This is a genomic window from Pseudomonas sp. 18.1.10, from assembly GCF_024655625.1.
Lineage (GTDB): Bacteria > Pseudomonadota > Gammaproteobacteria > Pseudomonadales > Pseudomonadaceae > Aquipseudomonas.
The window spans coordinates 1-11,869 of record NZ_JANLGL010000171.1; the positions used below are offsets into that span (position 1 = coordinate 1).

General features: G+C 62.3%; 14 protein-coding genes. 4 read left to right on the forward strand and 10 right to left on the reverse strand.

Annotated features, from left to right (window positions below):
- Nucleotides 1-86: 86 nt before the first annotated feature.
- The gene (locus NUV89_RS22630; RefSeq protein ID WP_257783061.1) at nucleotides 87-869 is read right to left on the reverse strand and encodes a class I SAM-dependent methyltransferase; all 783 of its coding nucleotides are present in this window, start codon (nucleotides 867-869) and stop codon (nucleotides 87-89) included.
- Nucleotides 870-965: 96 nt separating this feature from the next.
- On the opposite strand from NUV89_RS22630, the gene NUV89_RS22635 reads away from it, so the two are divergent.
- The gene (locus tag NUV89_RS22635; protein ID WP_257783062.1) at nucleotides 966-1,586 is read left to right on the forward strand and encodes an energy transducer TonB; all 621 of its coding nucleotides are present in this window, start codon (nucleotides 966-968) and stop codon (nucleotides 1,584-1,586) included.
- Nucleotide 1,587: 1 nt separating this feature from the next.
- Here NUV89_RS22635 and NUV89_RS22640 read toward each other — a convergent pair whose 3' ends face one another.
- The 6 genes from NUV89_RS22640 to ppc form a co-directional block, all read right to left on the reverse strand.
- A complete protein-coding gene (locus tag NUV89_RS22640; RefSeq protein WP_257783063.1) occupies nucleotides 1,588-2,415 on the reverse strand; it encodes an isocitrate lyase/phosphoenolpyruvate mutase family protein in 828 nt (275 codons plus the stop codon).
- Nucleotides 2,416-2,442: 27 nt separating this feature from the next.
- The gene (locus tag NUV89_RS22645) at nucleotides 2,443-3,303 is read right to left on the reverse strand and encodes a DUF72 domain-containing protein (protein ID WP_257783064.1); all 861 of its coding nucleotides are present in this window, start codon (nucleotides 3,301-3,303) and stop codon (nucleotides 2,443-2,445) included.
- Nucleotides 3,303-3,593 carry a hypothetical protein gene (locus NUV89_RS22650; RefSeq protein WP_017738316.1) on the reverse strand — a complete coding sequence of 97 codons (291 nt, stop codon included), beginning with the start codon at nucleotides 3,591-3,593 and terminating at the stop codon, nucleotides 3,303-3,305. The genes NUV89_RS22645 and NUV89_RS22650 overlap by 1 nt, the downstream gene beginning before the upstream one ends.
- Before the next feature lie 160 nt (nucleotides 3,594-3,753).
- Nucleotides 3,754-4,440: a tRNA (adenosine(37)-N6)-threonylcarbamoyltransferase complex dimerization subunit type 1 TsaB gene (tsaB, locus tag NUV89_RS22655; RefSeq protein ID WP_257783065.1), complete on the reverse strand. Its 687-nt coding sequence runs from the start codon at nucleotides 4,438-4,440 to the stop codon at nucleotides 3,754-3,756.
- A 90-nt stretch (nucleotides 4,441-4,530) separates the two neighbouring features.
- Nucleotides 4,531-5,178 (reverse strand): adenylate kinase, encoded by a 648-nt coding sequence (adk, locus tag NUV89_RS22660; protein WP_017738318.1) that lies wholly within the window; start codon nucleotides 5,176-5,178, stop codon nucleotides 4,531-4,533.
- 279 nt (nucleotides 5,179-5,457) lie between these two features.
- Nucleotides 5,458-8,085, reverse strand: a complete 2,628-nt coding sequence (gene ppc, locus NUV89_RS22665; protein ID WP_257783066.1) for a phosphoenolpyruvate carboxylase — start codon at nucleotides 8,083-8,085, stop codon at nucleotides 5,458-5,460.
- Between the two features lie 184 nt (nucleotides 8,086-8,269).
- Here ppc and NUV89_RS22670 point away from each other — a divergent pair, with 184 nt between their 5' ends.
- The 3 genes from NUV89_RS22670 (at nucleotide 8,270) to NUV89_RS22680 (ending at nucleotide 10,152) form a co-directional block, all read left to right on the forward strand.
- Nucleotides 8,270-8,614 (forward strand): pilin assembly protein, encoded by a 345-nt coding sequence (locus NUV89_RS22670; protein ID WP_257783067.1) that lies wholly within the window; start codon nucleotides 8,270-8,272, stop codon nucleotides 8,612-8,614.
- 285 nt (nucleotides 8,615-8,899) lie between these two features.
- Nucleotides 8,900-9,310 (forward strand): DUF4398 domain-containing protein, encoded by a 411-nt coding sequence (locus NUV89_RS22675; protein WP_177343934.1) that lies wholly within the window; start codon nucleotides 8,900-8,902, stop codon nucleotides 9,308-9,310.
- Between the two features lie 56 nt (nucleotides 9,311-9,366).
- Nucleotides 9,367-10,152: an OmpA family protein gene (locus NUV89_RS22680; RefSeq protein ID WP_257783070.1), complete on the forward strand. Its 786-nt coding sequence runs from the start codon at nucleotides 9,367-9,369 to the stop codon at nucleotides 10,150-10,152.
- 47 nt (nucleotides 10,153-10,199) lie between these two features.
- Here NUV89_RS22680 and NUV89_RS22685 read toward each other — a convergent pair whose 3' ends face one another.
- From NUV89_RS22685 to NUV89_RS22695, 3 genes are all read right to left on the reverse strand, one after another.
- Nucleotides 10,200-10,430 (reverse strand): hypothetical protein, encoded by a 231-nt coding sequence (locus tag NUV89_RS22685; RefSeq protein WP_257783068.1) that lies wholly within the window; start codon nucleotides 10,428-10,430, stop codon nucleotides 10,200-10,202.
- A gap of 99 nt (nucleotides 10,431-10,529) precedes the next feature.
- On the reverse strand, nucleotides 10,530-10,856 hold the full coding sequence (locus NUV89_RS22690) for a hypothetical protein (RefSeq protein WP_124526059.1): 327 nt from the start codon (nucleotides 10,854-10,856) through the stop codon (nucleotides 10,530-10,532).
- Nucleotides 10,853-11,758 (reverse strand): alpha/beta hydrolase, encoded by a 906-nt coding sequence (locus NUV89_RS22695; protein ID WP_257783069.1) that lies wholly within the window; start codon nucleotides 11,756-11,758, stop codon nucleotides 10,853-10,855. The genes NUV89_RS22690 and NUV89_RS22695 overlap by 4 nt, the downstream gene beginning before the upstream one ends.
- Nucleotides 11,759-11,869 lie beyond the last annotated feature (111 nt).

Genomic DNA, 11,869 nt, shown 5'->3' on the forward strand with positions numbered 1-11,869 from the left:
CACATTCGACCACATTCCAAAGTTGGAACTCGGTCAAATGTGGGAGCGGGCTTGCTCGCGAAGAGGCCCTCAAGGCCAACGAATATTCAGCCCTTGAGCGCCTTCTTCGGATAAATGTCATACCGGCTGGACTTGCCATCCAGCGCATGGCTCGGCTTGGGCCCCTCGATGCACGGCGCCTTGCGCGGCCGCTTCACCACCACGCGGTGGCTGGCCAGGGCCAAGGCCGCGGCGAGCAAGGCCGGGGCATCTGGGTCATCCCCAACCAACGGCCGGAACAGGCGCATTTCCTTCTTCACCAGGGCCGTTTTCTCACGGTGCGGGAACATCGGGTCGAGGTAGATCACCTGCGGCGGCTCGCCTTCCCAATTGCGCATCACCTCGATGGAATTGCCCTTGAGCAGTTTCATCCGCGCCACGATCGGCGCTACTTCAAAATCATCGGCACCGCGTGCCAGGCCGTCTTCGAGCAAGGCGCCGATCAGCGGCTGGCGCTCGATCAGGCTCATTTCGCAGCCCAGGCTGGCCAACACGAACGCGTCCTTGCCCAGCCCCGCCGTGGCGTCCAGCACCCGGGGTCGCACGCCCTGGGCGATGCCCACGGCCTTGGCAATCATCTGCCCGCTGCCGCCGCCGTATAAACGCCGGTGCGCCGCGCCACCTTCGACGAAGTCCACCCTCACCGCGCCGGGCGCGTCAGGCCCGAGCTGTTGCAGTTGTAGGCCTTGCTCGCCGACCTGCAAGGAAAAATCCGCCTCAGCCAGCTGCAAAGGCAGGTCAAGCCGGGCCGCCCATTGTTCGGCCAGGGCCTGGAAACCCTCGGCCAAGGCCTCGACCCGGATGCGGCTGGCCGCTGGTTGTTCGCTCATCAATCGCTACGCTCAAAAATATTAAGGATCGGCAAACAACGGCCGATAAAACCAACAGTCAGGTATTTTGCCAGAGCTGAGCGTCGACCGAGAAAAATGTCAGACATTCTTCCCCAAACCATCGGTGTACTGCCGACCCACAACCACTACGGCCTGCGCAATACCCAAGCGCTGGCCGGGGTGAGTCATGTGTGGCAGGACTTCTTCGCCCGGGCGTTGGCCGAGCAGCTCGGCGCCACGCCGGACGCGCTCGCCGCCCATGCGCCTGAACCGCTGGACCCGGAAGTTGAACCCCGCGCTGGCGCCGACCTGCTGTCACAGATCCTCACCCAGCGTGAGTGCGACGTGAAAGACACCGAGATCGCCCCGCCTGAGCCGCTGTTCCTGCCGATTGCCGAGTTCGAGACCGAATTGCTGCCACCGGCGGCCACACCGTTCCCGGACGAAGAAATCGTCGCCCAACAGCGCCAGCAGAATTTCGACAGTGGCTGGGTCCGCCCTATCGTGCTGACCGCCGGCCAACCGTTGCCGGAGCCCGGCCCGGCCCCCGAACCGCGCCCGCTGCACCTGCCCATCGCCGAGTTCGACCTGGACCTGCTGCCACCCGCCGCCACGCCGTACCCGGACGAAGAGCTGGTGGAGCAACAGAAGGCCCTGGACTTCGACTACTACTGGGCCCGCCCGCTGGTCACGCAGAACCTGCGCCTGGCCGCCTGACTCAATCCTTGAAGAAAGCGTTGGCCTGGCTGAACGGCATCTTGCGTTCGGTGAAGGTAAACGTGCCCAACTCATACACCTCCTGCGCCGCCCGATAGAACTCGCCATATGCCGCCAAGGCCATGGCCGAGCCGACGCTGATGCGCCGCACGCCCATTTCGCTCAACTGCGCGACACTGAGGTTCAGGCCGCCCGACATCAACACATTCACCGGCTTGGGCGCGACAGCCTTGACCACCGCCAGCACTTCCTCGGCACTGCGCAAGGCCGGCGCGTAGAGCACGTCGGCGCCGGCTTCGGCGTAGGCTTGCAGGCGGCGGATGGTGTCAGGCAAATCCAGGCGACCATGCAGGAGGTTTTCTGCGCGGGCGGTCAGGGTGAAAGGGAATGGCAGGCTGCGCGCAGCGGCAACGGCGGCTTCGACGCGCTCCACCGACAAGTCGAAGGGGTAGATCGGATCAACTGCAATGCCGGTGGCATCTTCGATGGAGCCACCGACGATACCGCTGGCCGCCGCGCGCAGGATGGTCTGGGCGCAGCCTTCGGGGGTGTCGCTGAAGCCGTTTTCCAGGTCCGCCGCCACCGGTAACGCCGTCGCCTGCACGATGGCGCTGGCATTGCTCAAGGTGTCTTCCAGGGACAACGCGCCTTCCGCATCCGGCCGGCCGAGGCTGAATGCATAGCCGGCACTGGTGGTGGCAAGGGCTTCAAAGCCGAGGCTGGCGAGCATGATCGCGGAGCCGGCATCCCACGGGTTGGGCATCACGAAGGCGCGATCACGCTCATGCAGGGCCTTGAAGGTTTCGGCGCGAAGGGTTTGGGCATCCATGTCTGGCTCCTGGCGAAAAAAGGAGCCCTAGAGTAACCCCAGTTGCTCGGCGGCGGGTGCTCGATTCAGGGTCGGCAGCGGCGGCAGGCCGGGCAGGCGCGCCATCAACTGCTCATGAAAACGCAGCGCCAGTTGTGCCGCCAGGCGGTTGTCCGAGGTGTGCAGGAATACGTAGGGCGTGCGACCTTCTTCGATCCAGTCGGCGACTTTCGCGACCCATGGGACCAGGAACGGATCGTTGGCCTCAAGCTCGGGATGGCCGATAAATCGCACTTGGGGGAACAGCGTCAGCGCAGCCGGACGTGGCGGTACCTTGGGCTTTTTCGCCTGGGCATGCAGCACCGCCGCCGAGGTCGACGTGCAACTGAACAGCGCCCGCGGGTCCAGGCAGATGCGCTCAACGCCCCTGTCACGCAATAGCCGGTTGAGCATGCGCTCGGCATCGCCCTTGGCGAAGAACGCCGGGTGGCGTACTTCCACCGCCAGCGGGCGTTCCAGGCCGTCGATAAACCCCGCCAACTCGGCGAGTCGCTGCGGCGAGAAAGTCGCCGACAATTGCAGCCACATCGGTGACACACGCTCACCCAGCGGGCTCATCAAGCCGACAAAACTCTCAGCTGCCGGTAACTGTTCGCGCAAGTCGCCGCCATGGCTGATATCACCCGGGAATTTCGCGGTGAAGCGAAAATCTTCCGGCATGATCTCGGCCCAGCGCTGCACCGTGGCGGCTGAGGGGCGTGCATAAAACGTGGTGTTGCCTTCAACGGCGTTGAAGACCTGGGAATAGAGGGCAAGGTAATCGCTGGAACGCGCATCCGCCGGGTACAGGTACTCGCGCCAGGCGTTTTCACTCCAGGATGGGCAACCGATGAAATAAGGCAGGCGCATCAGATGTGGATGTCGAGACCCAGCACTTCCATATCCCATTCGACAAAGCCGGCGGTGGTCAGGTAGCTGGCCAGGGCGGTGGCAACGCTTTTGCTCATGGAGCGGGGGAAGACCATGTCTTGCTGACGGGCGGGAAGACCGCTGATACGCGCTTGTGCATTGGCCTGCGCATCGGCTTGAACTTCGATGAAGTCCGGCGAATCCTCGACAGCGTCGTCCACCGTCGCATTGGCCTTACGCGGCTTGCGCTTGATTGGGTAGGACTGTGAGGAAAAGCCATCAATACGCATGGGCGCGAACTCGCTATCAGTAATGGCATTTTAGTGGCGCAATCCGTAGCGCGCAAATGCTCTGGTGATAACTAGAACACATAATTTGCAAAAGGTTTAAAAGCCAGGGCAAATTCTGACGATTGGCGATTTTCGCCGGAAAATGCCCACACTTTTGACGTCAAATAATCCCGCGTTCGGCCTTGGTCTGCGCGACCTTATCGCGCAGGTAAACCGGCGCCGCCTGGTCGGCGGGAATCCCTTCGCCACGCTCGAACGCGAAGCGGGCCAAGGTCAGCAGGTCTTCGGCGTGGGGCAGCATGGCGGCGTCCTGGCCCACCAGTTGCACACCGATGCGCTCGCCATAACCCCAGCCGGTGCCAGCACCGAACCAGTCACCGCTGGCATCCTGCGGCAAAACCGACGCCTCGGGCGGCTGCACGGCTTCGACGCCCACCAGACGCATCTCCCCCGCCGTCTCGCGGTAGCAGCCCCAATAGACTTCATCCATGCGCGCATCGATGGCCGCTGCTACTTGATGGGCGCCATGTTCGCGCAAGGCGCGCTGGGCCAACACGGCGAGGTTGGACACCGGCAGTACCGGGCGCTCCAGGGCAAACGCCAGGCCCTGCACCACGCCAATGGCAATTCGCACACCGGTAAACGCGCCGGGGCCACGGCCGAAGGCGATGGCATCGACGGCCGCCAGGGTGGTGCCGGCGTCTTCAAGCAGTTGCTTTATCATCGGCAGCAGCTTCTGCGCATGCAGGCGCGGGATCACCTCGTAGTGGCTCGTAACCTTGCCATCGTGCAGCAGGGCAACGGAGCAAGCTTCAGTCGCGGTGTCCAGGGCCAGCAGGGTGCTCATCGGTGTGGGTGTCCAAGTCGAAAAAAAGTGCGCCAGTATAAACAACAACGGCCCGCAAGCGGGCCGTTATAGGTGAAGCAAATCGACGGATCAGCTCAGTGCTTGCAGCACTTTGGCAGTGATCGCCTCGACCGAGCCAACACCTGGGATGTGGCTGTACTTCGGCTTGCCTTGGGCAGCCGACAGCTTCTGGTAGAAATCCACCAGCGGCTTGGTCTGGGAGTGGTAGACCGACAGGCGATGACGCACGGTTTCTTCGGTGTCGTCTTTGCGCTGCACCAGCTCTTCGCCGGTCACATCGTCCTTGCCTTCAACCTTTGGCGGGTTGTAGATGGTGTGGTACACGCGGCCCGAGGCTTCGTGAACGCGACGACCGGCAATACGCTGGACGATTTCTTCGTCTTCAACCGCGATTTCAACCACTGCGTCCAGCTCGACGCCCGCCTTCACCAGGGCTTCAGCCTGGGGAATGGTGCGTGGGAAGCCGTCGAACAGGAAGCCGTTCTTGCAGTCTTCCTGGCTGATGCGTTCCTTGACCAGGTTGATAATCAAGTCATCGGAGACCAGGCCACCGCTGTCCATCACGCTCTTGGCGATCAGGCCCAGCTCGGTGCCGGCCTTGACCGCTGCACGCAGCATGTCGCCGGTGGAGATTTGTGGAATGCCGAATTTTTCAGTGATGAACTTTGCCTGAGTACCTTTACCGGCCCCGGGAGCTCCCAGCAGAATGACGCGCATTGATGTGCTCCTCAATTTTTTATAGAGATGATGCTCGGATTCGCCGCGTGGGGCCAATCGCGTAAAAATAGGATTCGGGCCGCCCAAACGGCCAAAGGCTGATCAAGATACACAGCGGGCCGTCACCATACAAGCCGCCAAAAGTCGCAGGAACCCGCGCAGGGCATGCGTCATAGGTAGGGTGTGCCCGGGTGCAACCCGCCGCCGCAAACGCCGACCGCCCATTTGCGGGCGGCCGTCGTGGTTTATCTGCAAGCCGTTGAGAACACTTGGAAAACCTTAGCCGGTGTTGCGCAAACCAGCGGCAATACCGGCCACGGACACCAGCAGCGCCTGTTCCAGAGGGCTGTCCTGCGCCGCCTCTTGTTGGCGCGAACGTGCCAGCAACTCGGCCTGCAACAGGTGCAAGGGGTCGAGGTAGGTGTTGCGCAGACGGATAAACTCCAGGGTGTCGGGGCTATGGGCCAGCAGTTGCGACTGGCCAGTCAGGCCAAGCACCACGTTGCACGCCTGCGACAATAGGTCGCGTAAGTGCGCACCCAATGGCAACAGGTCTGGCTGCACCAGGCGCTCGTCATACAGCCGGGCGATATCAGCATCGGCCTTGGCCAGGACCATTTCCAACATGTCGATGCGCGTGCGGAAGAACGGCCACTGCTCGCGCATCTGCCCCAGCAGCTCACCTTCGCCACGCTCCAGCGCCTTGCTTAACGCGGCTTCCCAGCCGAGCCAGGCGGGCAGCATCAGGCGGGTTTGGGTCCAACCGAAGATCCATGGGATTGCGCGCAGGCTTTCAATGCCCCCCGCACGGCGCTTGGCCGGGCGACTGCCGAGGGGCAAGCGGCCCAGCTCCTGTTCCGGGGTGGACTGACGGAAGTACTCGACGAACTGCGGATTTTCCCGCACCACGGCGCGGTAAGCGCTGACGCCGTCTGCCGCCAATTCGTCCATCAAATGGCGCCACGCCGGTTCCGGCGGTGGCGGTGGCAGCAACGTCGCCTCCAGCACCGCTGCCAGGTAGAGATTGAGGTTTTGCTCGGCGATGTCCGGCAGGCCGAACTTGAAGCGGATCATCTCGCCCTGTTCGGTGGTGCGGAAGCGCCCCGCCACTGACCCTGGCGGCTGCGACAGGATCGCCGCGTGAGCCGGGCCGCCGCCACGGCCCACGGTACCGCCGCGACCGTGGAACAACAGCAGTTCCACCTGCTGCTCGCGGCAGATGTCCACCAAACGCTCCTGTGCGCGGTATTGCGCCCAGGCGGCGGCAGTGGTGCCGGCGTCCTTGGCCGAATCGGAGTAGCCGATCATCACTTCCTGCGGGCCTTGCAGCCGCGCGCGATAGCCCGGCAGCAGCAACAGGCGCTCGATCACCGGGCCGGCGTTGTCCAGGTCGGCCAGGGTTTCGAACAGCGGCACCACGCGCATCGGCCGCTGCACGCCCGACTCTTTGAGCAGCAGTTGCACCGCGAGCACGTCCGACGCAGCGCCAGCCATGGAGATGACATACGAACCCAACGAAGCAGCCGGTGCGGCGGCAATTTCCCTACAGGTATTCAAGACTTCGGCAGTGTCCGCCGACGGCTTGAAATAGCCCGGCAACAACGGCCGACGGTTGCTCAGCTCCTTGGTCAGGAAGCTGATGCGCGCGTCTTCGTCCCAGTCCTCATAACGGCCGAGGCCGAGGTAGTCGGTGATTTCGGTCATGGCCGCCGAATGCCGACTGGAGTCCTGGCGCACATCCAGGCGCACCAGGAACAAGCCAAAGGTCACGGCGCGGCGCAGGCAGTCGAGCAGCGGGCCATCGGCGATCACGCCCATGCCGCATGCGTGCAGCGACTGGTAGCACAGCTCCAGCGGGTCGAGCAGATCCCGGTTGTTTTGCAGGACCTCGGCTGGTGCCGGGGTCGGCGCGGTCAGCGACGTGTGGGCCCATTGCCGCGTCGCCCGCAGGCGTTCGCGCAACTGTTTAAGCAACGCACGGTAGGGCTCGACGCTGTCGCCGACCTTGGCCTGTAGCGCCGGGCTGGCCTGCTGCATCGACAGCTCCGAGGCCAGGTGGTCGATGTCGCGCAGGTACAGGTCGGCCGCCATCCAGCGTGCCAGCAACAGCACTTCGCGGGTGACCGGCGCGGTGACGTTCGGGTTGCCGTCGCGGTCGCCGCCCATCCACGACGCGAAGCGAATCGGCGCGGCTTCCAGGGGCAGGCGCAGGCCGGTGGCGGCGTGCAGGGCCTGGTCGGCCTTGCGCAAGTAGTTGGGGATGGCGTGCCACAGCGAATGCTCAATCACGGCGAAGCCCCACTTGGCTTCGTCGACAGGCGTGGGGCGCACGCGGCGGATTTCTTCGGTGTGCCAGGCCTCGGCGATCAGCCGTTGCAGGCGCTCGCGGATCTGCTGGCGCTCGGCAGTGGTGAGGTCGCGGTGATCCTGCAGCGCCAGTTGCGCGGCAATCGCATCGTATTTCTGGATCAGGGTACGGCGCGCCACTTCGGTGGGGTGGGCGGTGAGCACCAGCTCGATCTCCAGCCGCGCCAACTGGCGGGCCAAGGATTCATTGCTGTGGCCTTCGCTTTGCAGGCGCGCCAGCAACTCGGGCAGCACGCGGGCCTCGAACGGCGCCGGCTGCGACTCATCACGCCGGTGAATCAGTTGGTACTGCTCGGCGATATTGGCCAGGTTGAGGAACTGGTTGAAGGCCCGGGCCACTGGCAGCAGCTCGTCTTCCTGCAGCTGGTTGAGGCTGGCGCTCAATTCATCGCCAGCGCCACGCCGGTCGGCCTTGGCGCCTTTGCGGATCTGCTCGATCTTGTCGAGAAACCCGTCGCCGTACTGCTCTCGAATGGTATTGCCCAACAGTTCACCCAGCAGGTGAACGTCCTCACGCAAGCGTGCATCGATATCACTCATCAGCCAATCTCCAGCAGGAATCCGGGACGCGCAGGTCTGCCAGAGTGCCGCTAGCATCCATTTCTGACAAGACTTTAAACCTTGTGGGATGCAGCTAGTCTCAACACTAAGCCTCCGGTGTTTATCCACGCCGGTGACCGGTCACTCATCACCGCCTGCTATCGCGGGCTTTACTGAGGTTGCCATGAAAATTCGAGAATTGGCCCAGCATTGGGAAGAGAACGCCAAGGGTCGCTTGACCAAGACCGAGTACGCGATCCACCTGGATGTGGAGGCCGCCGCCAGGTTGGCGGCCATCGCCGAGATGTACCCCAAGCGCCACCCTGAGGAACTGCTCGGCGAACTGATCGGCGCCGCCCTTGAAGAGCTGGAAGCCAGCTTTCCCTACATCAAGGGCCAGCAGGTGATTGCCACCGATGAAGAGGGCGACCCGTTGTACGAAGACGTCGGCCCTACCCCACGTTTCCTCACGTTGTCGCGCCGCTATCTGCATGATCTGTCGGCCAGCGCCGACGAACCGAAACACTGACACCCACCCCAAACCCCCTTGTATTCCGGGCCTTCCACAGGCCCGGCGTACCCCTGCGCAACGCAGAAGTTCCAAGTTTTTTCGCTGACCGATCAGTCAGATATTTTTTTAGGCAAATCGCCATCTTCTCTGAACTATTCAAAAAAGCCTCCGGTCACAGCCAGTAAGCCATCACTTGGAACGGCCGTTTGAACTGGCGTCATGTGCCTTATCCGCCGGGCCCGCAACCGACCTCCCAGGATGGATTTTAAGTTTTTCAGGAGTTATCCAATGGAGTTGAAGACGATGAAGACCAGCACTGCCAAATCCTCGTTTAACCACCTGCGCGGGCTTAAATTGGCCGCGCTGGCAATCGGCACCAGCTTCGTTCTCGCGGGCTGCGCCGGCAACCCGCCGACCGAGCAATACGCGGTGACCCAGTCTGCTGTGAACAGCGCGGTCAGCGCTGGCGGTACCGAGTACGCCGCCGTGGAAATGAAGTCGGCCCAGGACAAGCTCAAGCAAGCCGAAATTGCCATGCACGACAAGAACTACGATGAAGCCCGTCGCCTGGCCGAACAAGCCGAATGGGACGCTCGCGTGGCCGAGCGCAAAGCCCAGGCCGCCAAGGCTGAACAGGCTGTGAAGGACTCCCAGAAAGCTGTTCAGGAGCTGCGTCAGGAAGGCATGCGCCCGGCTGTTATCAAGCAGCAATAAGCCGCCGCCCCCCGATTGCATTGCACCCGATATCGAATTGAAAGGACGACATGACTATGCGTAAACAATTGATGATCCCTGCCCTGCTGGCGATGAGCGTTGCCCTGGCGGCCTGCTCCACCCCGCCGAACGCGAACCTGGAAAATGCACGGACCAACTACTCGGCCCTGCAAACCAACCCGCAAGCCACCAAGCTCGCGGCGCTGGAAACCAAGGACGCCAGCGAATGGCTGGACAAGGCCGACAAAGCCTACCGCGACAAGGAAGACCAGAAGAAAGTCGACCAACTGGCCTACCTGACCAACCAGCGCGTTGAAGTGGCCAAGGACACCATCGTGCTGCGCGAATCCGAAGCCAAGCTGAAAAACGCTGGCGACGACCGTGCCCGCGCCCTGCTGGAAGCCCGTGACGCACAGATCAAGCAACTGCAAGACAGCTTGAACGCCAAGCAGACCGATCGCGGTACGCTGGTGACCTTTGGTGACGTGCTGTTCGCCACCAACAAGTCCGACCTGAAATCCAGCGGCCTGGTGAATATCACCAAGCTGGCGCAGTTCCTGCGCGATAACCCGGACCGTAAAGTGATCGTCGAAGGCTACACCGACAGCACCGGTTCCGACGCGTACAACCAGAGCCTGTCCGAGCGTCGTGCCGCTTCGGTACAGCGTGCACTGGCACAGCAAGGCGTGGATATTTCGCGCATCGTGACCCAGGGTTACGGCAAGGAATACCCGGTTGCCGACAATGGCAGCGTCTCGGGCCGTGCGATGAATCGCCGGGTTGAAGTGACCATTTCCAACGACAACCAGCCGGTCAAGCCACGGTCTGCCGTCGCTAACTGATCGAGCAGTTAAAAAAAACCCCGCCTGACCCGGCGGGGTTTTTCTATTTAGCCGAAGCTGACGGAGCCTTGGCTTTGCTCCGGCATTTGGATTTGCGGGCCTTGTGCCTGGGCTTGAGGGTCGCCTCCAGAACCGCCACCCGCATTACCGGCACCACTGCCGCCCTGGGCGCCGCCCACGCTGGCCATCAGCTCCAGCAGCTTTTTCAACACTTCCGTGTCCATTTGCTCTGGCTGGCCGACGATATTGCTAGCCTTACTGCCGATACCTAAATCCATATTCACACTCCATACGTTCACAATTGGGTAAGTTGTGTCTCAACTTTGCCGACACTCCCATCAGTGGTCTCGTACGGAATATGGTTCCTCCCGATCGGGCTACTGCTGCAACTGCGGCGTTTCCTGCCCCATGCAGCGCACGGCCTGTTTCTTGTTGTTCACCAGCACACCGCTGAGACCTTTCTGGTCGGTATCAAACATCACCAGCACGCCATCGACGCACTGCGCCACTTGCGCGGCCGGCGTCAGGGAAATCTTGTAATCCTCGCCGGGCACGGTCTTGAGCATGGTGAAGTCGCTGAGCAGCAGCGCATCTTCGGGCTTGGCGAAGTGCAGGTAGCCGTAGAACCACAGGCAGCCGACGGTGCCGATAATGGTGCCGATGCCGGTGAGGATCAGCGGGATCATGTTGCGTTCTTCGCTCATTGCGGGCTCTCTGATGAATCAACTTTGGGAACGGGATAATTCGGGATTTCGCCCAGGCGACGCAGGCCGTTGAAGTGCTGGGGGTCGTCCAGATAGCGCAGCATCACGGTTTGCCAGGTTTTGTCGGCGAAGGTCTGCACATGGCCGCCACGGGTCAATTGCAACACTCTCGGCGGTGGCGCCGCTTGATACAGGCGCAAAACGTTGGCCACCGGCACAATCGGGTCATCCAGGCTGTGGAACAGCAGTTTCGGCACGCCGGTCAACTTCGGCATGGCCTGGATTGCACTGTCGCCGTCCGGCACCAGCCAGGACAAGGGCACCTGCAACGGCCATGTTAACCAGGAGGTGCTCAGGGCGAATTGTCCTACGTCACGATAACTGGCGGGCACGCCGTCCAGGACCAGCGCCTTGAGTTGCGGCTGACGCTCTGGGTGGGCCGCCAGGTAATGCACCGCCAGCGCACCGCCGAGGCTTTGGCCGAGGACGATCAAGGGTTGGTGCTGGGTTTCGGGCGCCGCGTCGAGCCAGCTGAATGCTGCGTCGATGTCTTGATAAACCGCCGGTAATGACGGTTTGCCTTCAGACAGGCCATAACCGCGATAGTCCAGCAGCAACACTTGGTAACCCTGCTCTGGCAACCACCAACTTCCGCCCAGGTGCCAGGCCAGGTTGCCACCGTTGCCATGCAGGTGCAGCACCGTGCCCTTGAGCGGCACGCCGGGTTTGGCCGGCAGCCACCAGGCGTGGAGCTTTACCCCGTCGGCGGTGGTGAGGGTGATGTCACGGTAGGCCAGGCGGGCCTTTTCCGGTGTGAACGGCAGGCCGGATTCGGGGTAGAACAGCAGGGAGCTGCAGCCGTTCAGTGTGAGTAGCAGGCACAGAATGCCGAGGATTCTCATCCGTTGAAGCCTCTTGTTTGAATCGAAACTTCCAATCATATGGAGATCCAAATGTGGGAGCGGGCTTGCTCGCGAAAGCGGTGGGTCAGTCAAGATATCCGTGCCTGATAC